Source organism: Dyella jejuensis, from assembly GCF_044904675.1.
Taxonomy (GTDB): Bacteria; Pseudomonadota; Gammaproteobacteria; order Xanthomonadales; family Rhodanobacteraceae; genus Dyella_B; species Dyella_B jejuensis.
Genome location: NZ_JADIKJ010000002.1, coordinates 163,587 through 189,035, shown reverse-complemented (window position 1 = coordinate 189,035; position 25,449 = coordinate 163,587). Strand labels below are relative to the sequence as shown.

Annotated in this window: 20 protein-coding genes and 1 pseudogene; 6 read left to right on the top strand and 15 right to left on the bottom strand. The window is 64.1% G+C overall.

The window, feature by feature from the left end:
* Positions 1–2: 2 nt before the first annotated feature.
* The 11 genes and pseudogenes from ccmB to def form a co-directional block, all read right to left on the bottom strand.
* On the bottom strand, positions 3–698 hold the full coding sequence (gene ccmB / locus ISP15_RS02570) for a heme exporter protein CcmB (protein WP_404544756.1): 696 nt from the start codon (positions 696–698) through the stop codon (positions 3–5).
* Positions 691–1,326: a cytochrome c biogenesis heme-transporting ATPase CcmA gene (ccmA, locus tag ISP15_RS02565; protein ID WP_404544754.1), complete on the bottom strand. Its 636-nt coding sequence runs from the start codon at positions 1,324–1,326 to the stop codon at positions 691–693. Before ccmA ends, ccmB begins: the two co-directional genes overlap by 8 nt.
* 21 nt (positions 1,327–1,347) lie before the next feature.
* On the bottom strand, positions 1,348–1,782 hold the full coding sequence (locus ISP15_RS02560; RefSeq protein WP_404544753.1) for a DUF3293 domain-containing protein: 435 nt from the start codon (positions 1,780–1,782) through the stop codon (positions 1,348–1,350).
* Positions 1,775–3,145, bottom strand: coding sequence for an FAD-dependent oxidoreductase (locus ISP15_RS02555; protein ID WP_404544752.1), 1,371 nt, complete (start codon positions 3,143–3,145; stop codon positions 1,775–1,777). Before ISP15_RS02555 ends, ISP15_RS02560 begins: the two co-directional genes overlap by 8 nt.
* 110 nt (positions 3,146–3,255) lie before the next feature.
* Positions 3,256–4,017, bottom strand: a complete 762-nt coding sequence (gene phbB, locus ISP15_RS02550) for an acetoacetyl-CoA reductase (RefSeq protein ID WP_404544750.1) — start codon at positions 4,015–4,017, stop codon at positions 3,256–3,258.
* Positions 4,018–4,087: 70 nt separating this feature from the next.
* Complete coding sequence (gene phaR, locus ISP15_RS02545; RefSeq protein WP_404544748.1) at positions 4,088–4,585, bottom strand: polyhydroxyalkanoate synthesis repressor PhaR; 498 nt, start codon at positions 4,583–4,585, stop codon at positions 4,088–4,090.
* An 821-nt stretch (positions 4,586–5,406) separates the two neighbouring features.
* The gene (locus tag ISP15_RS02540; RefSeq protein ID WP_404544744.1) at positions 5,407–6,390 is read right to left on the bottom strand and encodes a glycosyltransferase; all 984 of its coding nucleotides are present in this window, start codon (positions 6,388–6,390) and stop codon (positions 5,407–5,409) included.
* Positions 6,377–8,108, bottom strand: a pseudogene (locus tag ISP15_RS02535) (ArnT family glycosyltransferase). Before ISP15_RS02535 ends, ISP15_RS02540 begins: the two are co-directional and overlap by 14 nt.
* A 68-nt stretch (positions 8,109–8,176) precedes the next feature.
* Positions 8,177–9,472, bottom strand: coding sequence for a 16S rRNA (cytosine(967)-C(5))-methyltransferase RsmB (gene rsmB / locus ISP15_RS02530; protein ID WP_404544742.1), 1,296 nt, complete (start codon positions 9,470–9,472; stop codon positions 8,177–8,179).
* Entirely contained in the window at positions 9,469–10,404 is a 936-nt protein-coding gene (gene fmt / locus ISP15_RS02525; protein WP_404544741.1) for a methionyl-tRNA formyltransferase, read from the bottom strand. Before fmt ends, rsmB begins: the two co-directional genes overlap by 4 nt.
* Positions 10,405–10,561: 157 nt before the next feature.
* Complete coding sequence (def, locus tag ISP15_RS02520; RefSeq protein WP_404544739.1) at positions 10,562–11,071, bottom strand: peptide deformylase; 510 nt, start codon at positions 11,069–11,071, stop codon at positions 10,562–10,564.
* A 188-nt stretch (positions 11,072–11,259) separates the two neighbouring features.
* Here def and ISP15_RS02515 point away from each other — a divergent pair, with 188 nt between their 5' ends.
* The 6 genes from ISP15_RS02515 (at position 11,260) to purD (ending at position 19,989) form a co-directional block, all read left to right on the top strand.
* Positions 11,260–12,408: a LysM peptidoglycan-binding domain-containing protein gene (locus tag ISP15_RS02515; protein WP_404544738.1), complete on the top strand. Its 1,149-nt coding sequence runs from the start codon at positions 11,260–11,262 to the stop codon at positions 12,406–12,408.
* A gap of 231 nt (positions 12,409–12,639) precedes the next feature.
* Positions 12,640–13,788 (top strand): DNA-processing protein DprA, encoded by a 1,149-nt coding sequence (gene dprA / locus ISP15_RS02510; RefSeq protein ID WP_404544736.1) that lies wholly within the window; start codon positions 12,640–12,642, stop codon positions 13,786–13,788.
* 136 nt (positions 13,789–13,924) lie between these two features.
* A complete protein-coding gene (locus ISP15_RS02505; RefSeq protein WP_404544733.1) occupies positions 13,925–16,417 on the top strand; it encodes a DNA topoisomerase I in 2,493 nt (830 codons plus the stop codon).
* Between the two features lie 86 nt (positions 16,418–16,503).
* Positions 16,504–17,076, top strand: a complete 573-nt coding sequence (locus tag ISP15_RS02500) for an L-threonylcarbamoyladenylate synthase (protein WP_404544731.1) — start codon at positions 16,504–16,506, stop codon at positions 17,074–17,076.
* Positions 17,077–17,317: 241 nt separating this feature from the next.
* On the top strand, positions 17,318–18,607 hold the full coding sequence (locus tag ISP15_RS02495) for an AMP-binding protein (RefSeq protein WP_404545320.1): 1,290 nt from the start codon (positions 17,318–17,320) through the stop codon (positions 18,605–18,607).
* 101 nt (positions 18,608–18,708) lie between these two features.
* Positions 18,709–19,989: a phosphoribosylamine--glycine ligase gene (gene purD / locus ISP15_RS02490; RefSeq protein ID WP_404544729.1), complete on the top strand. Its 1,281-nt coding sequence runs from the start codon at positions 18,709–18,711 to the stop codon at positions 19,987–19,989.
* Between the two features lie 530 nt (positions 19,990–20,519).
* On the opposite strand, the gene ISP15_RS02485 is transcribed toward purD, so the two are convergent.
* The 4 genes from ISP15_RS02485 to ISP15_RS02470 are packed head-to-tail and all read right to left on the bottom strand — an operon-like array spanning position 20,520 to position 25,367.
* Complete coding sequence (locus ISP15_RS02485) at positions 20,520–22,073, bottom strand: DHA2 family efflux MFS transporter permease subunit (RefSeq protein WP_404544727.1); 1,554 nt, start codon at positions 22,071–22,073, stop codon at positions 20,520–20,522.
* A gap of 21 nt (positions 22,074–22,094) precedes the next feature.
* On the bottom strand, positions 22,095–23,300 hold the full coding sequence (locus ISP15_RS02480) for an HlyD family secretion protein (RefSeq protein ID WP_404544725.1): 1,206 nt from the start codon (positions 23,298–23,300) through the stop codon (positions 22,095–22,097).
* Positions 23,287–24,846, bottom strand: a complete 1,560-nt coding sequence (locus ISP15_RS02475; protein ID WP_404544723.1) for an efflux transporter outer membrane subunit — start codon at positions 24,844–24,846, stop codon at positions 23,287–23,289. The genes ISP15_RS02480 and ISP15_RS02475 overlap by 14 nt, the downstream gene beginning before the upstream one ends.
* A complete protein-coding gene (locus ISP15_RS02470) occupies positions 24,843–25,367 on the bottom strand; it encodes a MarR family winged helix-turn-helix transcriptional regulator (RefSeq protein WP_404544721.1) in 525 nt (174 codons plus the stop codon). Before ISP15_RS02470 ends, ISP15_RS02475 begins: the two co-directional genes overlap by 4 nt.
* Between the last annotated feature and the right edge of the window lie 82 nt (positions 25,368–25,449).

The following is a 25,449-nucleotide window of genomic DNA, read 5'->3' as shown; positions in this document are numbered from 1 at the left end:
GGCTACGAATCCAATGCGATACGAAGTGCAGCTGCGCAAGCCAGGGGAGCGAGTACCACGGCAAGGACGAGTACCGCGCCCAGCCAGGCGATCGGAGCGATCCAGGGCAACCCCTCCTGGGCAGCTGCGAGGGCCCCGGCGGCAAAGATCACCACCGGTACGCATAGCGGCAGCAGCATCAGCGCCAGGAGCATACCAGAGCGTCGGGTGCCCGCCGTGAGTGCTACGAGGATGCCGCCCAGCAGGCTCAGCAGCGGCGTGGCCAGCAGCAATGCCAGCAGCAGCACCGGTATCACCGGCGCCGGCAGGTGCAGCATGCCGGCCAGCAATGGCGCGATCACGATCAGGGGGACGGCCGTGGCCAGCCAGTGCGCGAAGATCTTCGTGCCGAGCATCAGCGCCAGCGGCTGCGGTGCCAGCATCAACTGTTCCAGCGAACCGTCTTCGATATCGCTGCGAAACATGGCATCCAGCGCCAGCAGCATGGCCAGCAGCACTGTTACCAACACCACGCCGCCGGCGATTCGGCGCAGCAGTGCATCCTCTGGGCCGAGCGCGAAGGGAAACAGCGAAGTGACGATCAACGCATACAGCATGGGCAGCACCATATCGCCGCGCTGGCGCCAGGCCAGCAGCAGGTCGCGGCGCAGTACGGCGAGGCAGGCCTGGGCGAGAGTAGGCCGTTGCGCGTCAAGCATGCAGCCGGATCCGTTGCGGTTCGCCGCCGTGGAATTGCACGGCGCCATGGCTGGTCACCAATGCGGCGCCGCCGTGCGCGATATGCGCTTCCAGCAGGCCATTGACCAGTTCGATACCGATGCGGTCGAGGTTGGCGTAGGGTTCGTCCAGCAGCCACAGCACGGCAGGCACCAGCAGCAGGCGGGCCAAGGCAACCCGCTTCTTCTGGCCGGCCGAGAGTTTGCGCACCGGTTCGTCTTCGTAACCGGCCAGGCCTACCCGCGCCAGCGCGTCATCGACATGGCTGCGCTCGCGGCTGCCATGCAGCCCGATGGTGAAATGCAGGTTCTCGCGCGCACTCAGTTCGGCTTTCAATCCCAGCTGATGGCCGAGGAACAGTACTTCGCCGCGGCAGCGATCCCAGGTCAGCGGTTCGCCGCGCCATGACAACTCACCTTCTTCAGGACGCAGCAGCCCGGTAAGAATGCGCATCAAGGTAGTCTTGCCGCTGCCGTTGTCGCCTTCGATCAGGGTGAGTTCGCCGGCGTCGAGGCGGAAATCCAGCGGGCCGAACACCGGTTCGTCCAGCCGATGGAAGCTAAGGGCCCGCGCTTCGAGCAAAGGGTTGGCTGGATGGGGGAATGTCATCCCGGGCATTGTGGGTAATGCTTATCCGGCTTGTCCATGCGGCGGTCGGTCACTGGCCAGGCGCAGCCGCGCATACCCATTGCCGAGGCCATGCACATAGGCGTTTTGCCGGAATTGCTGCGCCAGCTCGTCGATGGCGGCGAGGTCGGGGCCGATGACAAAAAAGCTCGTTTCCCGCCAATGGCCGCCGACGCCGATCCCCAATCGGATATCGACAGTCTGAAGCAGCCCGCGCAAGGCCGATAACAGGGCATGTTGCGCAGCATGGTTCTGCGCCCGCGGCTGCTTTTGCGAGTGCGGGTTCCAGGCGGTAATGAACGCCCAACTGTGGCGGCCGATCATTTCCTGCAAGGACGAAGGCAACGCGGCATCCACGCGAATACAGGCCCAGCCGCCCCGGGTAAGGCGCACCCGGTAGTCGGCAGCTCGGTAGACGTCAATCAGGGAGTTATCCATGGCGCAGTTTCGGCAGCGGGGGCAGGGTGGCTTCCAGCGTGGTCACGGCGGCATCCAGTGGCACGTCGTTGGCACTGGCCGAGCCGCGCAGCAGTTGTTCAAGCAACTGATCCTGGGCCCGGCCGCGTTCGTAGACGTAGGCATAGGGCAGATGGGTAAAGGTGACCATGCGATAGCGCGCCATGAAATGCTCCGGCGCGCGCGCGGCCAGGCGCGCGCCCAGTTCGCGCTTGGCGAGGTAATGCGGATCGGCGACCGAATCGCGCATCTCGACGTAGTTCTCCAGCGCCATCGCCGCAATGGCATCGGCATTGGGCTTGCGAATGCGTTGGAACTCGGCGAAGGCCTCGTTCGTATCGCTTCCCGATGCGGCGAGCAGGTCGGCCAGTACCACCGTGTCTTCGAAACCGCAATTCATGCCCTGCCCGTGGAAGGGCACGATGGCGTGGGCGGCGTCGCCGATCAGCAGTGCGCGGCCATCGATGTGCCAGCGATCGAGATAAAGCGTGGAAAGCGTGCCGACCGGATGGCTGCCGTAGTCCTCGGCGAAGTGCGGGATCAGCGGTAGCAGGTCTGGAAAATCCTGGCGGAAGAACGCCGCCGCGGCGGCAGCATCCGGCAACGTATCGAAACTCGGATGCGATCCGTGCGCGGGCAGGAACAAGGTCACGGTGAAGCTGCCCTCGGTATTGGGCAGCGCGATGCACATGTAGCCGCCGCGCGGCCAGATATGCAGCGCGTGCGGCTCGATGGCGAAACGCCCGGTACCTGTGCCGGGCGGGATTTCCAGTTCCTTGTAGCCATGCCCAAGCGATTCGATGCGCACACCGAGCGGCATGTAATCATTCATCGCAGTGCGAAGCGCGGAGCCGGCGCCATCTGCGCCGATCAACACGGATGCGCCGTGCTGGCGTTGCGTGCCGCGTTCGTCGGCCAGCACGATGTGTTGCGTGTCAAGATCGGCGGAAACGAGCGACTGGCCAAAGTGCAGGGTTACGCCGGCGGCTTCGGCCGCATCGAGCAGCAGCAGGTTGAGTCCGCCGCGCGATACCGACCAGATCACTTCGCTATCGTCGACGCCATAACGCTGCAGGCCGCAGGCGCCCTCGAGCGGATGCACCATGCGACCGCGCATCATCACGGCGCGTTCTAATACGTCTTCGGCGAGGCCGGCAGTGCGTAGCGCCTGCAGGCCCCGTTCGGCCAGCGCCAGGTTGATCGAACGACCGCCGACGAAGCCGGCGCGACGCGGATCGGGACGCTTTTCGAATACATCCACGGCAAATCCACGCCGGGCCAGCAATTGGGCGAGCAACGCGCCGACCAGACCGCCGCCGATCAAGGTGATAGCTTGTCGTGACATGCCATGTCCTGTGGGAGGAAGCGCATCACTGTTCCGCAACTGGACATTTCCCGCAAGTATGAGCGTCCGTCGCGGCGCGGCGGGGTTGTTCGCACACGAGATGCGAGCGTTCAAAAACTCATGAAGTAACCGCCGTTCACCGGCAAGTTCGCGCCGGTGATGTAGCTGGCATCGTCGGCGGTGAGAAAAACCACGGCACGGGCGATGTCGGCAGGCGTGCCCAGGCGTCCGACCGGAATGTCGGCAATGATCCGCTGGCGGATTTCTTGCGGCACCGCGGCCACCATCGGCGTATCGCAATAGCCGGGAGAAACCGTGTTGACGGTGATGCCCTTGCGTGCGGTTTCGCGCGCCAGCGCCATGCTGAAGCCGTGTACGCCGGCCTTGGCGGCGGAGTAGTTGGTTTGCCCGAACTGCCCGGTCTGGCCGTTCACCGAGCTGAGGTTCACGATGCGGCCGAAGCCGTGCGTGGTCATGCCTTCCACCACATGCCGGCACATGTTGAACACGCCGTCGAGGTTCACGCGCATCAGTTCGTGCCATTGCTGCGGGTCCATCTTGCGCAGGCTGGTGTCGCGGGTGATGCCTGCGGCATTCACCAGGATATCGACCCGGCCCAGGCTGCGCTCGATGTGTTCGACCAGGCCGCCGCAGGCTTTGAAGTCGCTGACATCGCAAGGTTCGAAACGGATCGCGCCCTGGAGCGGCGCGATCTGTTCGCGAAACGTTTCGATGCGTTCGCCGCGGGTGGCCAGGTCGACGGCGATCACCTGGCGGCCAGCTCCGGCCAGCCGCATGCATATTTCGCTGCCGATGCCGCCGATGCCGCCTGTTACGATGGCGACGCGCGAACGTGGCGTAGCCGAAGTCACGACGTCTTTCCCTGGCGTATTGCCGCGCGGCAGCACGTGTTGTGCTGCAGCGGGATACGGCCCGCCAGGATCACGGCTTCTTGGTGCCGGGCCGGGCGGATGGCTGGCCCGCCGGCGTCGCTTGCGAGGCGGCGTCCAGGAAGCCGCGCTGCATCGATTTCCACACATCCAGGTTGCGCTCCGTCAGCTCGTTCAGCAGCGACCATGGGGTCTGCCCCATCAAGCTGTTGAGCTGGGTACGGAACTGCTGCTGCTGGTCGAGGAAGACTTGCAGGCTGCGCTCCAGGTAGGGGCCCATGAAGCCCTGCAGGGAGTCGCCATAGAAGCGGATGATCTGGCTCAGGAGCTGGGGCGACAGCATCGGCTGTCCCTTTTCCTCGTGCTCGGAAATGATCTGCAGCAGCACGGAGCGGGTCAGGTCCTCGCCGGACTTGGCGTCGCGGACCTCGAAGTGTTCGTTATCCAGAACCAGCTGTCGGACTTCTTCCAGCGTGATGTAGCTGGAAATCTCCGTGTCATAGAGCCGACGGTTCGGGTACTTCTTGATAATGCGATTTGCTTGTGCCATGCGGCACAAGCTAGCAGAACGTATTGCGCCGCACCAGTCGGGGCCGCCCTGCCATGTTGCACGCCCGGGTGCAGCAAACCCTAGGGATGCTCTGATCAATGCTACGCAGGCGGCATGATGACCAGAAGGCTCGCAGAGTGTGTTGTGCGGCGCCGGGAAGACTGGCCGTCTTGCCAAGCCGCGCGGCGCACTCTGCGAGCCTTCTGGACATCACCCCATCGCTTTAAATTCAACATGTTGGGGCCAGCTCTNACCCCATGGGCCGCGATACGGATCATCAATCGCTTTCGACCTTGCAACGTCAATCGGGCATGCTTATGGCTGTTCATCCGGTTCCCTGGCGCGGGTTACTGATGTCTCGACAACCTCAGCTTCCTTCACCACAGCCGGATGAACAACCTATCGAATCGCAACACCTAGGGATGCTCTGATCCATGCTACGCAGGCGGCATGATGACCAGAAGGCTCGCAGAGTGTGTTGTGCGGCGCCGGGAAGACTGGCCGTCTTGCCAAGCCGCGCGGCGCATTCTGCGAGCCTTCTGGACATCACCCCATCGCTTTAAATTCAATATGTTGGGGCCAGCTCTGTCTGTCCGCATCCCTTCCTCGCTCCTCAAAGCCGAGTGCATCCATGCACTCTCCCCGCGTGCGGTCCATCGTCTCGACAGACAGCCAGTCTGCCTTCCTCGCTCCTCAAAGCCGGGTACATCCATGTACCCTCTCCGCGTGCGCCGACGAACCTATGGTCTGCGAACAGACAGAGCTGGTGACGCCTACGTAGCATTGATCAGAGCATCCCTAGCGGAATTTGCCGGTTCCCGCTAGCCGCAAAGGGCGTGCAACGCTTCCTGCAGCCGCCCGGGAAAAGCCGCATGATTGCTTTCGTACCAGGCGCGCGCCGCGTCGCCGAGTCGTTCGGCGTGCGCGGCGTCCATGTCCAGGCAGCGCTGGATGGCTTGCTCCATCGCCGTTTCCGCAAAACCGTAAAGCGTCGCCAGATCCTGCTTGCCGATCACTTGGGCTGGAACCAGCAGGCCGTGTCCGGCGTTCACCAGTTCGCGCATCGGTTCGGCATCGAGCGTTATCACGACGGCGCGGCAACTCATCGCCTCGACCAGGTAATGTCCGTAGCCCTCGGTTTGCGAGGGGCACACATGGAAGCGATGCTCATTCTGCAGCCGGCGGTAGTCGGCGTCGCTCAGGTGATCACGAAGCACTGTGATGTTCGCCGGTAGCGCGCCGAGCTCGATGTGTTTGCGCCGCCAGGCCACGGTAAGCATCGGCCATTCTGGATGCTTCTTCCACACATCCAGCAGGGCCCGGGTGCCCTTGTTGCCGCTGCGGCCCGGGCCATGGAAAAAAGCGTGACGTTTTGCAACGCCGATATCGAAACGGTCCGGGCTGGTAAAGCCGATATAGCGAGTGTTTGCGCCAAGAGCCTGGAACAGCCGTTCGGCATGGCGCGTTTTCACCCACACCGCGTCCATTGTCGACAAGGCATCGCTATCCTGTGGCCGGAAATATTCCGGATTTGGTACCAGCACCTGATAACGCGCCGCGCGCTGGTATTCGGGACGGATGCGTTCGAGCATCAGGTTTACGTCGAACGCCGGCGTCTTGCGCGCCCATCGCAAGCGCGTGAGCCATTGGGCAAGTCGACCGCGATGCGGCAATCCGGTAGCCCGCGACTGGCACCCCGCGCGTTGCAGGGCGTCGGCGAGCAACGGCATGTCACGACTCAGGCCAGCGCCGTTGTCGCGGGCAATCAGCTGGCAACGCCATGCGCGGACATCAGGATGCGGCATCGTCAGATTCCGGCGCTTCGTCGCTGTTTTGGGGGACGCAACTGGAAATCACGGCATCGGCCTTGAACAACCACCAGTTGCGCCGGTTGGCATGGCCGACGTCAATCGCCTTGCTGCGGTCCACGCAATGGCCCATGGCCGGCTCCTGTACGAACAGCCAGCGCGTGGCGGGCGCCTGGGCCTGCCATTGCACGGCGTGCGTGAATTGCCGCGACGTCGGCGCACTGAACCCGAAGTCCACGGCGGGCCGGTCGAGCATCAGCATGTTCTGCTCTTTCCAGTCGACCAGGCCGACCTGGTCGTGCGGGCCCAGTTGCGCGCGTACATTGCGCATAAGTTCAGCTGAGGAGCTGCTGTCGTTGAGCAAGGGGTAGGCCCACAGGCCGTATACCGTCCACAAGGCCAGCATGCCGCCGGCAATTGCCCACTGCACGCGGCGCACGCGGAATATCGCGAGCAATGACCACTGCGCCGCACCGATGGCAATGCACATCCACCACAAGGAGTCGGCCGGTCCGTCGAAGCCGCGCTCGTAGGCGAGCCGGGCGGCGAAGGCGGGATGGGCGGCTAGCGCATAGATGCCAAGCGCCAGCATGCCGCCGCCGAGCATGGCCAGGAACATCACGCACAGCGCGCGCAGCCAACGCCTGGAAAGCAGTTCTTCCAGGTACGGCGCGGTGATCAGCGCCAGCATCGGCAGCAACGGGAGAATATAGACGTCGCGCTTGCCCGCCGAAGCGCTGAAGAACAGCAACACCAGCACGATCCAGCCCAGCGGCAGGAAAATGCGCACATCCCTGGCTTTCAGCGCGCGCCACCAGCATGCAAAGGTGCCCGGGTAGGTCAGCGACAGCGGCAACCAGTTGTAGAGCAGGATCGGCAGGTAATAGAACGCCGAATGGATGTGATGCCAGGCGTGCGCATAGCGGCCGGCGGTCTGGTGAAACAGGATGTCGTGCACATACGCCGCATAGGCCGGGTTGTCCGCGCGCGCGCGCGCGACGAGCAGCATGGGAACCATGCCATAGCGCCATGGCGGCCAGGGTCGCGACCAGGCCCAGCGACCATCGCCACCAGGCGCCCGCGCCCATGATGGCCACGCCCGTCCAGCGGCGGCAGGACGCCCACGCATACGGCAGCAGCATGAAGAGCGCGAGGAATCCTACCCCTTTGGTAATGACCCCGAGGCCCGCGCAGAAGCAGCCGAACCAGTACATGCGCCAGTTCGGTCCGCACAACGTATGTCGCAGCAAACCCCAGTTGGCGGCGGTGATGAAGAACACCACCAGCGGATCGATCTGCGCGCGCCTGGCCTGGAACACGAACTGGATGCACATCAGGGCCGCCATGGCCGCGTACAGCCCGATCCGGCGATGCCATAGCCGTCGGCCGAGGTCGTAGATCAGCAACAGGGTGCCCAGCGCAGCTAGCAACGACGGCAGCATGAAAGCGACGCGCCAGTTGCGCACGATCTCGAAGCTGGCCGCTTCCAGCCACATCAGCATCGGCGGCTTGTCGGCATACAGCTCCACGCCGCGATGCGGGAACAGCCAATCGCCGCTTTCCACCATTTGCCTGGCGGCGAGCGTGAAGCGCGGCTCGTCGGAAGGCCACGGATCGCGCAAGCCGATACCGATGCCGAGCATGACGATGGCGAACAGCGCCAGCAGCCAGAACTGGCGACGTTCTTGAGGGGTGGCGTTGGCGAGCATAGGCATGGGGGAAGATTATTTCATCCGAAGCCGGCGCAACTTTCCCGGTTGCGGGAGGGTGTCGCCTTTCTGCATCAGCACCGTGCGAGCACGGCATAGTACATGCCGTCCAGATCGCCATCGCCCGGCAATACCTGCCAGCCGATGGCCGCAGCTTGTCCGGCGGGCAGCTGTAGCGGCAATGCCTTCGCATCGTCGTGGCCGGCGAGGAATGCGCCGACAATTGCTTCGTTCTCCGCGCGCAACACCGAGCACGTGATGTAGACGAGTCGGCCGCCCGGCGCGAGCAGCGGCCACAGCGCCGCAAGGATACGCCGCTGCTGCGCGGCCAATGGCTCGATATCGCTGGCGCGGCGATGCAGGCGCACATCCGGGCGGCGGCGCAGTACGCCCAGTGCCGAACACGGTGCGTCGATCAGGATGCGGTCGAAGGGCCTGCCGTCCCACCAGGCGGACGGATCGCCCGCATCGCCCACGCGCAGGTCTGCTTGCAGGCCCAGACGCTCCAGGTTCTGGCGAATGCGTGCGGCGCGAACGGGATCGCATTCCACAGCCGTAAGTGCCACATCCGCACGCTCCAGCAGGTGGCAGGCCTTGCCGCCCGGTGCGGCGCAGGCATCGAGTACGCGCTGGCCATTGTGTACATCGAGCACGTCGGCGGCGATTTGCGCGGCGCCATCCTGCACCGCAAACCATCCCTGCGCGAAACCGGGCATGCGGGTAACGTCGCCGCTATGCGGCAGCACGATGCCATCGGCTAGCCAGGGGTGCGCGTCGGCGGTGTAGCCATCTGCGCGGAAGTGTTCGAGCAATGCCTCTCGCGAAATACGGCGTCGATTCGCCCGCAACATAAGCGGTGGTTCGCGATGGCTATCGGCCAGCATGGCATCCGCTTGTGCGGGCCAATCCGATTGCAGGGCTTTGACCAGCCAGGGCGGCATCGCATACCGCGTAGACGGCTGGGCATCCAGTGCGGCTAGCAAGGTCATGCGCTCGCGTTGCCAGCGGCGCAATACGGCGTTGACCAGACCGGCCAGGCGTGGGCGATTGAGGGCGCGCGCCGCTTCCACCGTGGCGGCTACGGCGGCGTAATCCTGTAGCGCCAGGATTTCCAGTTGCACCAGGCCCAGCACCAGCAGGGCATGGATGTCCGGCTCCTTGCGGCGCAGCGGCTTGTCGAGCAGGCGATCGAGGGCGGCATCGAAGCGCAGCCACCAGCGTGCTCCGTCGCTCAATAACGCCATCAGCAGGGCGCGGTCGCGCGGGTCCCGCAACTTCGGCGCGCGTTGTTCCATGGCATCGCGCAGCGAGACGCCACGCAGGGCGATGTCGGCCAGTGCTTGCGCGGCGAGGGCGCGCGTATCGTTCATCGTTTGCCGCGCAATTCGGGACGGGCGTTGAGGTAATCGGCGGCGCTGATGCGCTTGCCGCCGGCGCGTTGCAAGGTGGCGATGCGCAGCGCGCCTTCGCCACAGGCGACGTCGATGCCGTCGCGCTGGACATGGATCACGCTGCCCGGTGCGGCACCGTGCGGTTGCTCGATGGCGCGCGCGGACCAGATGCGCAGGGTTTCGCCGGCGATCTCGGCCTCGGCCACGGGCCATGGGTCGAACGCGCGCACCTGTTGTTCCAGCGCCAGGGCGGGACGCATGAAGTCAAGACGCGCTTCGGCTTTTTCCAGCTTGTGCGCATACATCACGCCTTCGTCCGATTGCGGCGCGGCCGGCAATGTTTCGCCGGCAAGCGTGCGGCGCAATCCTTCGGCCAAAACTTCCGCGCCAAGCAGGGAGAGCCGATCGTGCAGGGAACCGCCCGTATCGTCGCGGCTGATCGGCGTGCGGCGCTCCAGCAGAACCGGGCCGGTATCGAGACCGGCTTCCATCTGCATCAGGTCGACACCGCTTTCGCGGTCGCCGGCAAGGATCGCACGCTGGATCGGCGCGGCGCCGCGCCAGCGCGGCAGCAGACTGGCATGCACGTTCCAGCAGCCGAGCCGCGGCATGGCCAGCACCTTGGGCGACAGAATCAAACCATAGGCGACCACGACCAGCAGGTCGGGACGATAGGCGGCGAGCGTCGCGCGTGCCTGGACGGTTTTCAGTGTCGGTGGCTGCTGCACCGGAATGTTCGCCGCCAATGCGGCCTGCTTGACCGGACTGGGCGTGAGCTTGCGCCCGCGGCCGGCCGGCCTATCGGGCTGCGTGTAGACGGCCACGACCTCGGCGCCGCTGGCGCGGCAGGCGTCGAGGCAGGGAACGGAAAACTCCGGCGTACCGGCAAAGACGATTCGAAAGGAAGGCACGGATCTATTCGGCGTGGATGGCACAGGCGTGATCTGCTCGCAGATCACGGTAACGACGGCGCAGGCGGCATGATCATCGACCAAACCTGCGTACTGATGCGATACGGACAAACCTGTCCGGCGATGCCTGCGCGGGACAGCTCAAGGGCCAGCCTTTTCAAGCGGTCGCTGCCTGCTTGCGCTGCTTTTCCAGGCGCTTGAGCAGGATCGAGCGCTTCAGCGGCGAGAGGTAATCCACGAATACCTTGCCAGCCAGGTGATCCATTTCATGCTGGATGCATACGGCGAGCGGGCCTTCCACTTCCAGCTCGAAGGTATCGCCGCGCACGTCCTGCGCGCGCACCTTTACCTTCAATGCGCGCGTGACGTCGGCATAGATGCCGGGAAAGGACAGGCAGCCTTCCTGGTAGACCTGGCTGCCATCTTTTTCCACGATCTCGGCGTTGATCAGCGCCAGCGGCTGGTCGCGGCCGTCGCTCATGTCGGCCACCAGCACGCGCTTGTGCACGTTGACCTGGGTCGCGGCAAGGCCGACGCCGTTGGCGGCGTACATGGTCTCGAACAGGTCATCGACCAATTGCTTCAATGCCGTGTCGAATACGGTGACTGGCTCGGCCTTGTTGCGCAGCCGGGGATCGGGAAATTCGAGGATGGTCAGGACGGACATGGTGGTTACCTCAGGCGCCGGAATTGCGGGCGAATTGGTAAAAGCCAGCCCGGGCGCGGTCTAGAATGTGGTTATTCTACTTGTTTCAACGCATTGTCGGCGCACGGATTTGCCAACTGGCACGTGTTGCTTGGGTTAACGGTTCGGTTACACTCGCCCGAGCATCGGGGGAGGGGGGATTCCCGTTTATGATCAGAAAGTCCATCGGGCTGCTGGCCGGCATGCTGGTCACGGTGGCCGTCTATGCGGCCGGCGTACAGCTGCGCGCCGATCATCCCGACAGCTATACCGTGCGCCGCGGCGATACGCTCTGGGCCATTTCCGCCCGCTTCCTGTCCAAGCCCTGGCTCTGGCCGGAAATCTGGCAGGCCAATCCGCAGGTACGCAATCCGCACCTGATCTACCCGGGCGACGTGCTCGACCTGTCCTTCATCAACGGAGGCCCATCGCTGCGGCTGGAGCCGGCGGTCCATCGCGAAGGCGATGCCATTCCGGCGATTCCGCTCGACCAGCTCAAGCCGTACCTGAAGGATTCGCGCGTGGTGGATCCGGACGCGGTGAAAAACGCGCCTTATGTCATGGGTTTCGAAGAAGGCGACCTGACCGGCACCTCGGGCCGTAATATCTACGTGCGCAATCTCAATGCGCAGCCCGGCCAGCGCTGGGCGATCGTGCGCCCGACCCATGTGTTCCGCACCTACGGCGGTTCGGAATCGGAAGAAAGCGACGATATGGCGGCCAACCTGGTCGATAGCGACGTCGCCACCACGCGCACGCCCTGGAACGAGGAATGGCAGACCGACCTGGGCCGTGCCACCCCCAATCACGCCTTCCGTGGCAAGACCCTGGCGATGGAAGTCACGGTGATCGGACAGGCCGAAGTGCTGCGCGGCGGCGATCCGTCGACGCTGCTGCTGCTGAGCTCGATCATGGAAGTCCGCGCGGGCGATCGGCTGATGCCGATCGACGACAATCCGTATGATCCGTATTACTACCCGCATCCGCCCAAGACCCTGCCGCCCGACGGACGTGTGATCGCGTTTTCGCTGGAACGCCTGAGCGAGGTCGGTCCCAACGACGTGGTGGTGCTTTCGATCGGCGCCAAAGACGGCGTCGACAACGGCACGACCTTCTCGCTATGGCAGCCGGGCGAGCAGATGCCGGATGACGTCGCCCACGATAGCTGGACCCGCTACAGCCATAAGTTCGTGACCTTGCCGGATGAATATGTCGGCCACGTCATGATCTTCCGCACCTTCGACCGGGTGAGCTATGGCGTGGTGATGGACGGGCTCAAGCCGGTGAAGGTGGGCGCAAGGGTAAAGATGCCGGAATAAGGTAAGGGGGAGTGGAAGTATCCGCTCATCTCCTTCGCTGCGATGGCTTTCATGAAATCAAACGGCGCGGCCATTCCGCGCCGTTGTCGTTTCTGCGTTCCAGATACGAAAGAATGCCAGCGGCTTCCATGAGCATTCCTGCCGGGTCTCATCTGTTTTCGCCAAAATCCCACATCGTGATGCGGCCATCGCGCGCCATGGCTGCCGCCGGCCTTCCCGTAGACTCGGGACATGGACGAACGAGTGGAATTGCGTGATTGGTTGATCGCCCTGCGCACGCCAGGGTTGGGACCGGGCGGTTTGCGGGAGCGACTGGCCGCGGCACAGGGCCAGATCGGCCATGTGCTCACGCAGCTTCGGCGACATGCCGCCTCACTAGGCGCGCAAGCGCAGGCGTGGCTGGAGCAGCCCGACGAAGGTCGGATCGCCGCGGACCTTGCATGGCTGGCCGAACCGGGCCATCGTTTGCTGCGTTGTACCGAGGCGGACTTTCCGCCTCTGCTGGAAGCCATTCCGCAGCCGCCCGTGGCGCTTTTCGTTGCCGGCGACAGCAGCCTGCTGCTGCATCCGCAGGTAGCGATCGTCGGCGCGCGCAGCGCCAGCGTCGCCGGCAAGAGCAACGCCCGTGCTTTTGCCCGCCACCTCGCCATGACCGGCTACGTGGTGACCAGCGGTTTGGCCGATGGCATCGACGGCGCGGCGCATGAAGCCGCGCTCGATGCGCAGTTGCCTACTATTGCCGTGATCGGCACCGGGCCAGACCTGGTCTATCCGCGCAAGCATCGCGAACTTTCCGCGCGAGTGACCGCGCAGGGCGCGCTGGTCAGCGAATTTCCGCCGGGCATGGCTGCTCGCGCGGATCATTTTCCGCGCCGTAATCGCATCATCGCGGGGCTCTCCCTGGGCACGGTCGTGATCGAGGCCGGGCTGCAATCCGGATCGCTGATTACGGCCCGGCTCGCTGGCGAACAGGGACGGGAGGTATTCGCCGTGCCCGGTTCCATCCATAATCCGCTCGCCCGCGGCTGCCATCGTCTTATCAGGGAAGGTGTGCGGCTGGTCGAGAGCGCCTCGGAAATTGCCGAAACCCTGGTTCCCGCCGCGCGGGCGCTTGGTGCCGAGCTGGCCCAGCGCCTGGAGCGCGCGCCGCTGGCTGGCACGAGGCACGACCGGCCAGCCACGACTGGCGGCTGGCGCGACGATCCGGATTATCGGCGCTTGCTGGAGGTGCTCGGGCACGATCCGGCGGCGCTGGACGAGCTGGCGGCGCGCACCGGGCAGAGCGCGGCCGTCTTGTCATCCATGCTGCTCATGCTGGAGCTGGAAGGTTGCATCGAAGGCCTGCCGGGCGGCCGCTACCAACGGCTTCCCGGTGATTGAACGAGGGTAGCCGGAAGCGCTCCGGACCTCGTTTTCACATGTGCCAGCTTGACAGCCGTCAAGCTGGCATGCTTCCAACTATATAAAGAAGGCGGCTTCATCATGCCGCGGATGCACCCCTGGAACCTCAAGCCACATGGCAAAAAACCTGCTCATCGTTGAATCGCCGGCCAAGGCCAAGACGATCAACAAATACCTCGGCAAGGACTTTCAGGTCCTGGCCTCCTACGGGCACGTGCGTGACCTGAAGCCCAAGGAAGGCGCGGTCGACCCCGAGCACGATTTCGCCATGAAGTACGAAGTGATCGAGCGCAACGAAAAACACGTCGACGCGATCGCCAAGGCGGCCAAGGTCGCCGACGACATCTATCTGGCGACCGACTTGGATCGCGAGGGCGAGGCCATCAGCTGGCATATCAGCGAGATCCTCAAGGAACGCGGACTGGCCGAGGGCAAGCAACTGCATCGGGTGGTGTTCTCCGAGATCACGCCCAAGGCGATCAAGGCGGCGGTGGCCGCGCCGCGCGCGCTGTCGCACGACCTGGTCGATGCGCAGCAGGCCCGCCGTGCGCTGGATTACCTGGTCGGCTTCAATCTGTCGCCGGTGCTCTGGCGCAAGGTGCAGCGCGGTTTGTCCGCTGGCCGCGTGCAAAGCCCGGCGCTGCGCATGATCGTGGAGCGCGAGGAAGAAATCGAAGCCTTCATCGCCCGTGAATACTGGACGGTCGAGGCCCGGCTCAAGCACGCCGAAGGCGATTTCAATGCGCGCCTGACCAAGCTCAACGGCAAGAAATTCGAGCAGTTCGACCTCACCAACGAGACCGATGCCACGGCCGCCCGCGCGGCGCTGAAGGAAGCCGCGCGCGGCCACCTCACCGTCAGCGACGTGGGCAGCAAGGAACGCAAGCGCCGCCCGGCGCCGCCGTTCACCACCTCCACCCTGCAGCAGGAAGCGGCGCGCAAGCTTGGCTTCACGACCAGCCGCACCATGAAGATCGCGCAAGGCCTGTATGAAGGCGTGGGCCTGGGCAGCGAAGGCAACGTCGGCCTGATCACCTACATGCGTACCGACTCCACCGCGCTGTCGGAAGATGCGCTGGGCGAATTGCGGCAGTTGATCGCGCGCGACTACGGCAACAAGGCGCTGCCGGACGGCCCGCAGGTTTATCGCACCAAATCCAAAAACGCACAGGAAGCGCACGAGGCGATCAGGCCTACCTCCGCACTGCGCACGCCGCGCGAAGTGGCGGCGTTCCTCAACGATGAACAACGCAAGCTCTACGAGTTGATCTGGAAGCGCACGGTCGCCTGCCAGATGATCCATGCCACGATGAATACCGTGTCGGTGGATTTCGACCTCAAGCAGGTAGCCGGAGGCGATGCGGCGTTTCGCGCCACGGGCACGACCATCGTCGACCCGGGCTTTCTCGCCGTGTACGAAGAAGGGCGCGACCAGAAGTCCGCCGAGGACGACGATGAAGGCCGTCGTCTGCCGCGCCTGCAAAAAGGCGAGCAGGTGCCGTTGCACGATATCGTCACCGACCAGCATTTCACCGAACCGCCGCCGCGCTATTCCGAAGCGAGCCTGGTCAAGGCGCTGGAGGAATACGGCATCGGTCGCCCGTCCACGTATGCCAGCATCATCCAGGTGCTGCAGAATCGAGAATACGTGCTGCTGGACAGCCGCCGCTTCCGCCCTACCGATGTCGGTCGCGCGGTCAGCAAGTTCCTTACCCAGCATTTCACCCAGTACGTCGACTACGACTTCACCGCCAAGCTGGAAGACGAACTCGACGCGGTGAGCCGCGGCGAAGAAGCCTGGGTGCCGCTGATGCAGCGCTTCTGGACGCCGTTCAAGCAGCAGGTCGAGGAAAAGACCGAAACCGTCGATCGCAGCGAAGCGACCGGCGCGCGCGAGCTTGGCACGGACCCCAAATCGGGCAGGCCGCTTTCCGTCAGGCTGGGCCGCTATGGACCGTATGCGCAGATTGGCGACAAGGACGTGGACGAAAAGCTGCAGTTCGCTTCCTTGCGTCCGGGCCAGAGCATGCACACGATCACGCTGGAAGAGGCGATCGAACTGTTCAAGTTGCCGCGCCAGCTTGGCCATACCGAAGGTGGCGAAGAAGTGAGCGTGGGTGTCGGTCGCTTCGGCCCCTTCGTGAAGCAGGGCAGTACCTATGCCTCGCTCAAGGCCGAGGATGATCCGTACACCATCGAACTGCCGCGCGCCCTGCAGATCGTGCAGGAAAAGCTGGACCTGATCGCCAACCGCATCATCATGGATTTCGGCAACGGCGTGCAGGTACTCAACGGGCGCTTTGGCCCGTACATCAGCGATGGCGAGAAAAACGCGCGCATTCCCAAGGACCAGGAACCGAAGGAACTGACCGAAGCGCAATGCATCGAGTTGCTGGCGGCGGCGCCCGTGAAGAAGGGCCGCTTCGGCAAGAAGGGTGCCGCCAAATCGTCGGCCAAGAAGGCCGCGGCGAAAAAGCCGGCGGCCAAGAAAACCACGACCACGAAGGCGGCTGCCAAGAAAGCACCGGCGAAGAAGACTGCGGCGAAGAAGGTGGCGACGAAGAAGGCCGGCGCCAAAAAAGCTGCCGCGAAAAAATCAAAGGTGTAAGTCCATTTGACATAGTGTGCCGGGCGAGCCCCTCTTCCGAGGGGTGTGACTATGTACCGACGCATGCATCCCTACGCGGACTCCGAATGACCAGACGTTATGGCATCAATGAGCTGGAGGACGTCGCGCCGCTGTTGCGTAAAGGCGGCGTAGTGGCCTATCCCACCGAGGCGGTGTTTGGCCTTGGCTGTGATCCGCACGACCGGACGGCCTTCGATCGCATCTTCGCGCTTAAACAGCGTCCGGCCACGCAAGGCGTGTTGCTGATTGCCGCGGACTTCGCGCAGGTGCAACGCTACGTCGACATGGCAAAGATCCCGGCCGACGTGCTGGCACAGGTACGAGCCAGCTGGCCTGGGCCGTTCACATGGGTCTTTCCTCGCAGCCAGGATGTACCTGACTGGGTGGCTGGTGCACATGCCGGCATTGCGCTGCGTGTTACTGCACATCCGCCGGCGGCAGCGTTGTGCCGTGCATTCGGGGGCGCCCTGGTATCGACCAGCGCCAATCCTCATGGCCAGCCGCCAGCGCGGAATATCGTCACCGTGGCCGACTATTTCGGCGACGCGCTGGACGGCGTGATCGATGCCCCGTTGGGCGATGCCACCCAACCCACCACCATCCGGGATGCCTTGACAGGCGCTATCATCCGAACCTGAATCCTGCGAGACACGGCCGTAGCGCGGTAGGCGCTGATTCAGCCGCAACCCTGAGGATGGGGCGTGCAGGATGCCATTGCGAATGCTGGCAGTCGCCGACCGATCCGGCCGGTGCGGAGTTGATTGAATCGATAAAGCAACAGGAGCGCGCGTGGCGATCGTCTACGACACTTATCAGCGAGATGAGGCCCAGCGCCTGCTACCTCTGTTGAAGGTCGGCGATCCGAGGCGCGTGGTGGCGATGCACGAAGGCCGGGCGATCAACGCCACGCAGTGCATTGCCCATGTCGAACATGTTGCCTCGCAATTGCCTGATGCCCTTGCGGCCGTGAATCTGTGCGAAGACCGCTATGCATTCCTGGTCGCTTTCTGTGCGATTGCCTTGCGCGGCCAGGCCAACCTGCTGCCGCCCTCGCGCGCAACGCATGCGGTGGAAGAGGTGATGGCGGCGCATCCGGGTTGTTACGTGGTGGGTGATCGGTCGTTGCATCCCGCTCCGCAGCGCTATCACGTGCTGCCATCGCTGCCGGTGGAGGCGTCCGTGGAGGCGATGGCATGGCCCGCCATTCCCGCCACGCAGATCGCGGTCGTGGGCTATACCTCTGGTTCCACCGGCATGCCGCGGCCAAACGCCAAATCCTGGCGCAGCCTGCACGCCAGTACCGCCGGCAACTTGCACATGTTGCGGCAGGTCGTCGGCGAGCGATTCTCGGTGGTCGCGACCGTGCCGCCGCAGCACATCTACGGCATCGAGATGTCGGTGCTGCTGCCGCTGCTGGGCGACGTGCAGGTGCATGGCGGCCGACCGTTCTTTCCAGCCGATATCGCCAGTGCCCTGGAGGACATGGTTGCGCCGCGTGTGCTGGTAACCACGCCGGTGCATTTGCGCGCGCTGATGGCCTCGGGCGTGCGCTTGCCGCCCCTGGCCGCGATGCTTTCGGCCACCGCACCCCTGCCGGCCGAGTTGGCCGGGCAGGCGGAGGCGCGTTTCGCAGCGCCGTTGCTGGAGGTGTTCGGATCGACCGAAACCTGCGCGTTTGCCACGCGGCAGGTCACCGTGGACAGTCGTTGGTCGCTTTATCAGGGCGTGCAACTTCATCCGCAGCCGGACGGTACCCAAATCGAAGCGCCGCAGCTCGATGCGCCGGCCATCCTGGCCGATATCATGACCCTGCACGACGCGGGCCGCCGTTTCGAATTATGCGGCAGGCACGCCGACCTGCTGGAAATTGCCGGTAAGCGCGCCTCGCTGGGTGACCTCACGCGCCGCCTGCTGGCCATTCCCGGGGTGCAGGATGGCGTGGTATTCCAGCTCGACGAGGCCGACGCCATCGGCATTCGACGCATCGCCGCGCTGGTGGTGGCCCCCATGCTCGACGAGCACATGATCCTCGATGCCTTGCGTGCCTGGATCGATCCGGTCTTCCTGCCGCGCCCGCTGCGGCTGGTGGACAGCCTGCCGCGCAACGAAACCGGAAAGCTTCCCCGCGCCGCCTTGCTCGAACTGCTCGCCCGGCACGTCCCCCTCTAGCAACATGCGGGAAGCAGCCGGAGCTCCATCCGGAGACGTCCTCCAGCTCCGCTACAATGCGCCGCTTGCGCCAGGGGCGCGGAAGGTTTCGGAGTAACGGCATGAAGGTTCTGGTTATCGGTAACGGCGGTCGCGAGCACGCGCTGGCCTGGAAACTCAAGCAATCGCGGCGCGTGAGTGAAGTTATCGTGGCGCCGGGGAATGCCGGTACGGCACGCGAACATGGCTTGCGCAACGCCGATGTCGCGGCCGGTGACATCGAGGGCCTGCTGAAGCTGGCCAAGGCCGAGAAGGTCGATTTGACCGTGGTCGGCCCGGAAGTGCCGCTGGTAGCCGGCGTGGTCGATAAATTCCGCGCCGCGGGCCTGCGCATTTTCGGTCCACGCGCCATTGCCGCGCAGTTGGAGGGCTCCAAGGCGTTCGCCAAGGATTTCCTGCTTCGCCACAACATTCCCACCGCGCGCTATGCGGTCTTCACCGAACTCAACAAGGCGCTTGCCTATGTGCGCGAGCACGGCGCGCCGATCGTGATCAAGGCCGACGGCCTGGCGGCGGGCAAGGGCGTGGTGGTTGCCCTCACCCTGAGTGATGCCGAACTTGCCTTGCATGACATGCTCGGTGCGCATGCTTTCGGCGATGCGTCGGCGCGCGTCGTGATCGAGGAATTCCTGCAAGGCGAGGAAGCCAGCTACATTGTGATGAGCGACGGCTCGCACGCGCTGCCGATGGCCAGCAGCCAGGATCACAAGCGCCGTGACGACAACGATCTCGGCCCGAACACCGGCGGCATGGGTGCATACTCGCCGGCGCCGGTGGTCACGCCCGAAGTGGAAAAACGCATCCTCAGGGAAGTGATCGAACCCACCCTGCGTGGCATGGCTGCGGAAGGCGCGCCGTTCATCGGCTTCCTGTACGCCGGCCTGATGATCGATGCGCATGGCACGCCCAAGGTGATCGAATTCAACGTGCGCTTCGGCGATCCGGAAACGCAGCCGATCATGTTGCGGCTCAAGTCCGATCTGGTCGAACTGATCGAGGCAGCACTCGATGGCGAGTTGCATCATGCTCACGCGCACTGGGATTCGCGTCCGTCCATTGGCGTGGTGATGGCGGCCGGAGGTTATCCGGCCAAGGTGAAAACCGGCGATGCGATCCATGGCCTGGATGAGGAGTTCAGTCGCGACGTGAAGGTATTCCATGCCGGCACCGCGCTTGACGCGCAAGGCCATGTGATCACCGCCGGTGGTCGCGTGCTGACCGTTTGTGCCCTGGGCAAGGACATTGCCGCCGCACGCGAGCACGCCTATGAGGCTGCGAAGAAAATCCATTTCGATGGTGCTTTTTGCCGGCGTGACATCGCGCATCGGGCACTACGACGCTAGGGATGCTCTGATCCATGCTACGCAGGCGGCATGATGACCAGAAGGCTCGCAGAGTGTGTTGTGCGGCGCCGGGAAGACTGGCCGTCTTGCCAAGCCGCGCGGCGCACTCTGCGAGCCTTCTGGTCATCACCCCATCGCTTTAAATTCAACATGTTGGGGCCAGCTCTGTCTGTCCGCATCCCTTCCTCGCTCCTCAAAGCCGAGTGCANCAATGCTACGCAGGCGGCATGATGACCAGAAGGCTCGCAGAGTGTGTTGTGCGGCGCCGGGAAGACTGGCCGTCTTGCCAAGCCGCGCGGCGCACTCTGCGAGCCTTCTGGACATCACCCCATCGCTTTAAATTCAACATGTTGGGGCCAGCTCTGTCTGTCCGCATCCCTGCGGCCCGTCGTCTCGACAGACGGCCAGTCTGCTTTCCTCGCTCCTCAAAGCCGGGTACATCCATGTACCCTCTCCGCGTGCGCCGACGAACCTATGGTCTGCGAACAGACAGAGCTGGTGACGCCTACGTAGCATTGATCAGAACATCCCTAGTGGCCCATGGCGCCCCCGGCGCTGCCGAACGGCGGTCGCGAGAACCAAAGCACCGGGATCAGCGCCACGAACAGGATGGCGCATAGGTAAAAGATGTCGTTCACGGCCAGGGTGAGCCCTTCCCGGGTCACGATCTGGTCGATGAAGCCCAGCTGTTGGGTGGGGCTGAAGTTCATGTGCGCCAGCTGCTGCAGGTAATGCGTGGCGGCCGGCTGGCCAGGGCTTACGTATTCGGCGAGGGTGGCATGGTGCCAGATGCCGCGGTGTTGCCAGAGGGTCACCGTCACGGCGGTGGAGACGCTGGAGCCCAGGGTACGGAAAAAGTTGGAGAGCCCCGACGCGCTGGCGATTTCCGAGGCGGGCAGGCCGGAGAGGTAGATCTGGTTGAGCGGGATGAAGAAGCACGGGATGGCGATACCCATCACGAAGCGCGGCACTACCAGGGTGGCGAAGGATGCTGCGCTGTCGAAGGTGGAAAACCAATACGAAGTGACCGCGAATACGACAAACGCGAAGGTCACCACCATGCGCAAATCCAGCCGGTGCATGTTGCGCCCGAGGATCGGCGACAGCAGGAAAGCCAGCACACCTACCGGCGCACTCGCCAGGCCGGCCCAGGTGGCGGTGTAGCCCAGGGTGGTTTGCAGCCACAGCGGGAACACCACGTTGATGCCGAAGAAGGCGAACATGCCCAGCGACAGGCTGATCACGCCCACCGTGAAATTGCGCTGCTTGAACAGGGCCAGATCCACCACCGGGTGCTTGGCGTGGATTTCCCACACCACCAGGAAGGTGAGGCAGACCAGCGCAATCAGTCCCAGCGTCAGGATCAGCGGCGAGGCGAACCAATCGTGATCGTTGCCGTTATCGAGCATGAATTGCAGGCAGCCGACGCCGCCCACCAGCAATGCCAGGCCGATCACGTCGATCGGCGTCTTGACGGTGCGAGTCTCGCGTTTGCGCAGCAGCATCCAGGTGATAAGGCCGGCAAGGATGCCCACCGGCAGATTGATGTAGAAGATCCACGGCCAGGACAGGTTGTCCGTGATCCAGCCGCCGAGGATCGGCCCGAAAATCGGCGCGACCACCACGGTCATGGCCCATAGCGCCAGCGCGATGCCTTGCCGTTCCTTCGGGTAGCTGGACAACAGCAAGGTCAGCGACAGCGCTACCATCGGCCCCGAGCCCGCGCCCTGCATCAGGCGGCTGAATACCAGCATCGGCATGCTGGTTGCCATGCCGCACAGCATGGAAAACAGCACAAACAGCATGACCGACACGACGAAGGTGCGCACTTCGCCGAAACGCCGCGCGATCCAGCCGGTAAGCGGCTGCATGATCGCGCTGGCCAGCGAGTAGGAACTGATCGTCCAGGTGCCTTCGCTGGCGCTCACGCCAAGGCTGCCGGAGATGTGCGGCACCGCGACGTTGACGATGGTCATGTCCAGCACTTCCATGAAGGTGCTGAACGCAACCGCGATGGTCAGCAATACCAGCGGCATGCCGTGCAACGGCTTCAGCGGCGCTGCTTGTTCGGGTGGGACGGCCATGGCGGGCTCGCTAGCAGGGCATCAGTTCGAGGATTGGGCAGCGCTGTCGAGATTGGCGCGAATGATCTTCTCGGCCTGCGCATCGGCTTGCGCCGCGACCTGGTCGTACACCGAGGTTTCCGCGGCCGGTTGTTGCGCGGTCGCGGCAAGCACCGGGCCCCGGTCATTGGAAATGTCCACGGTCACGTCGGCGGACAGGCCCACGCGCAGCGGATGCTTGTCGAGTTCGCCGTTGTCCAGCGCGATGCGTACCGGCACGCGCTGCACCACCTTGATCCAGTTGCCGGTGGCGTTTTGCGCCGGCAGCAACGAGAACACGCTGCCGGTTCCGGCGCCCAGGCCGATGACCTTGCCGTGGTAGTCCACGCCGCCGCCGTAAAGATCGGTAGTGATCTTTACCGGTTGGCCGATGCGGATATGGCGCAACTGGTTTTCCTTGAAGTTGGCATCGATCCACAAGTTATGCAGCGGCACGATCGTCATCAACTGCTGGCCGGGCGTGATGCTTGCGCCCAGCTGCACGCTGCGCTGCGCGACATAGCCGGTAACGGGCGCGACGATAGTATTGCGCTGCGCGGCGACCCAGGCGGCGCGGAAGTTCGCGCGCGCCTGCAGTACCGAGGGATTGTCCGCGATATCGACCCCATCGATGGAAGCGCGCGAGGCCTTGGCTTGGGCTTTGGCGGTGTCCAGTGCGGCCTGCGCCTGCGCCACGCTGTCGCGCATGTGCTGCACGATTTCAGGTGACTCCGCCTGCGCCGCAAGCAGCGGCAGGTGACGCTTGAGATCGGCCTGGGCCTTGCGCAGGTCGACTTCGCGCGCAGCAATGGTCGCGTCGGCGCTGCTTGCCGTTTCAGTCTGCTGGCGTACCTGGCGTACCGCTTCGGCCAGCGCGCTGCCGGCCTGGCGCAGGCGCACGTCGGCATCGGTACCGTCCAGCTTCACCAACACCTGGCCGGCTTCCACATGTTGGGTGTCGTCGGTGAGGATCGCCACGACCGTGCCGGCGACTTGCGAGGACAGCGCAACCTGATTGCCGCCGATGTATGCGTTATCGGTGTTTTCGCGAGTGGAGAATATAAAGAACCAAAGCAGGAACCAGATCAGCGCGGCAAGCACGAACACCGCGCCGACAATCAGCAGTGCGCGACTGCGCTTGGCGGGATCTTTCGCGGCAAGGCCGCTATCGTTGGCGTCCTTGGGGATAGCGGACTCAGAAGCGCTCATGGGCGGGGGCTCCGGCGGATTGGGAGGTGGATGCGATGGGAGAAGAGCCGGCATGCGATGCGTGGCCGGGAGTGGAGCGATAGCCGCCGCCCAGTGCCTTGATCAGCGCCAGATCAGTGCTCAGCGCCTGCGCATGCAGGCTGAGTACCTGGTCGCGTTGTTGCAACAACTGCGCTTCGGCGGCCAGGCTCTGGCGAACATCCTGCGTACCATGCGCCACGCGCGCGCGCGTCGTGGTCACCAATGCCTCGTCGGCCTGGGTCTGCGCCTCCTGTTTTACACGGCGGGCGGCTATTTGTTGCGCGGTTACCGCCTGCGTGGCGACATCGCGCGCGGCATCCCGCACGGTCAGATCGTATTGGGCGATGGCGGCATCGAGTTGCGCCCGACTTGCGCCGTAATTCGCCTTCAGCCGGCCGCCTTCGAAGATCGGCAGATGTACGGCAGGGGTGATGCCAAAGACACGGCTGCCGGCGTCGAATAGATTTGCAAGTTCGCCAGTGCTGCCGGCTATGAGCCCGGGAATATGCGGTGCGCCCTGGTTGGTGCTGGACAATCCGGCCATCGCGTTGATGCTGACGTCGGGAAAATATTGCGCACGCGCCACATCGGTCTGCTTCAGCGCCGCCTCGACCTGCCAGCGGCTGGCGGCGATATCGGGGCGACGAGCGATCAAATCCAGGCGTGCATCTTCCGGCAGCGCGCTCTCGACCTGCGGCAGCGCTTGCGGGTGCAAGGACGGCAGGTCGGCGGGCGACACGTTTGCCAGTGCCGCCAAGACGACCTTGCGCAGCTCGACCGATCCTTCCAGCGTTACCTGCATCTGCTGCGCGGCAGCTAGCTGCGCGCGCGCCTGCTGCACCGTATCGGGAAGATCCACGCCCTGGCGCACGCGCAATTGGGCGATCTGCAACAGGTGCTCTTGAATCGCCACGGACTGTCTGGCCAAAGCCAGCCTGTTCTCGTCGGCCAGCCAGCCGAAATAAGTGTCGGCCACGGCATTTTGAATACTCAGCGCCGCGGCGCTGCGTTGTGCCTCGGCTGCATGGGCCTGGTCCAGCGCGGCTTCGATCGATTCGCGCTTCTTGCCCCACCAATCGAAGTCGTATTCGATCTGCACGCCTAGATCAGCCTGGTCGTACCAATCGAAGCCCAGCAGGGCGGGCGGAAACAGGCCGTGGTCGCTCATGCGCTGGCGCGTCACTTGCGCATTGCCGTTGATGTTCAGGCCGGCCTGGGCGGCGGCAACGCGCACTGATTGTTCGGCGGTCTGCACGCGCGAATGGGCCTGCGCAAGATCTGGCGATTGTTTCATGGCCAGCGCGATCAACTGGTCCAGTTGCGGATCGTTGTAAGCGCGCCACCATTCGGCATCCGGCCAGCCCGCGTGCTGGGTGGTTGGCAGTCCGGCCAGGGGAACGTCATCGCGCAGCGCAGGATGCGCCAATTTGGCTGGAATGACGCAGCCGGCCAGTGTCGTCGCCAATAGCATCGCCAAGGCGAGGGGACGAAGCCGCGGATGGGAGGGAGACGCAACGACGTTCATGGCGGATCACCCGCTTCGTGTTCGAGTTGACTGAGGTTATGGGCGAGCTTGCGCAGCAGTCGGCTCAAGCTGCGGCGTTCTGTGTCGCTGAAGCCGCTAAAGATCAGCTTCAGGCGGGGAAACATGCCTGGCAGCATTTTTTGCACGAAGCGGCGCCCCGCCGCCGTGATCTGCATGACAACCTGGCGCCGGTCTTCGGCGCCGGGTCCGCGCGTGATCAGCCCGCGCTTGACCAGTGCATTGGCAATGCGCGTCATGTTGGTGGCGCCCTGCGAAGTAAAGACGCACAGCTCGCCCGGGGTGGAACTGCCGTCCGGACGCGAGAACAGGGTGATCAGGGTGCGGAACTCGCTGTCGTTAAGCTTGTAAGGCTTGAGCTTGTACTCAAACTCCGCCTGCATGCGCTCGCTAAGCAACAGCAGCACGCGGCACAGCGCCGCGTCTTCCGGCATTTCCGGAATCACCTTGCGCACGCCGGCGATGCCTTCGTCCAGGCATTTTATTTGGTCGAGCAGGGACATTTCATCGGTGCATATTTCACTGATGGAATAAATAATGCGCCGCCTGCGCGTCGGTTTGCAAGTGCCGACGTGGTGCCTGGCT

Coding starts and splice junctions, on each gene's coding strand:
- ISP15_RS02500 (WP_404544731.1), top strand. CDS start 16,504: ATGACCAGACGTTATGGCATCAATGAGCTGGAGGACGTCGCGCCGCTG.
- dprA (WP_404544736.1), top strand. CDS start 12,640: ATGGACGAACGAGTGGAATTGCGTGATTGGTTGATCGCCCTGCGCACG.
- ISP15_RS02515 (WP_404544738.1), top strand. CDS start 11,260: ATGATCAGAAAGTCCATCGGGCTGCTGGCCGGCATGCTGGTCACGGTG.
- ccmA (WP_404544754.1), bottom strand. CDS start 1,326: ATGACATTCCCCCATCCAGCCAACCCTTTGCTCGAAGCGCGGGCCCTT.
- ccmB (WP_404544756.1), bottom strand. CDS start 698: ATGCTTGACGCGCAACGGCCTACTCTCGCCCAGGCCTGCCTCGCCGTA.
- ISP15_RS02470 (WP_404544721.1), bottom strand. CDS start 25,367: ATGTCCCTGCTCGACCAAATAAAATGCCTGGACGAAGGCATCGCCGGC.
- purD (WP_404544729.1), top strand. CDS start 18,709: ATGAAGGTTCTGGTTATCGGTAACGGCGGTCGCGAGCACGCGCTGGCC.
- ISP15_RS02480 (WP_404544725.1), bottom strand. CDS start 23,300: ATGAGCGCTTCTGAGTCCGCTATCCCCAAGGACGCCAACGATAGCGGC.
- ISP15_RS02485 (WP_404544727.1), bottom strand. CDS start 22,073: ATGGCCGTCCCACCCGAACAAGCAGCGCCGCTGAAGCCGTTGCACGGC.
- phaR (WP_404544748.1), bottom strand. CDS start 4,585: ATGGCACAAGCAAATCGCATTATCAAGAAGTACCCGAACCGTCGGCTC.
- ISP15_RS02540 (WP_404544744.1), bottom strand. CDS start 6,390: ATGCCGCATCCTGATGTCCGCGCATGGCGTTGCCAGCTGATTGCCCGC.
- def (WP_404544739.1), bottom strand. CDS start 11,071: ATGTCCGTCCTGACCATCCTCGAATTTCCCGATCCCCGGCTGCGCAAC.
- ISP15_RS02495 (WP_404545320.1), top strand. CDS start 17,318: ATGCACGAAGGCCGGGCGATCAACGCCACGCAGTGCATTGCCCATGTC.
- ISP15_RS02475 (WP_404544723.1), bottom strand. CDS start 24,846: ATGAACGTCGTTGCGTCTCCCTCCCATCCGCGGCTTCGTCCCCTCGCC.
- ISP15_RS02505 (WP_404544733.1), top strand. CDS start 13,925: ATGGCAAAAAACCTGCTCATCGTTGAATCGCCGGCCAAGGCCAAGACG.
- ISP15_RS02560 (WP_404544753.1), bottom strand. CDS start 1,782: ATGGATAACTCCCTGATTGACGTCTACCGAGCTGCCGACTACCGGGTG.
- ISP15_RS02555 (WP_404544752.1), bottom strand. CDS start 3,145: ATGTCACGACAAGCTATCACCTTGATCGGCGGCGGTCTGGTCGGCGCG.
- rsmB (WP_404544742.1), bottom strand. CDS start 9,472: ATGAACGATACGCGCGCCCTCGCCGCGCAAGCACTGGCCGACATCGCC.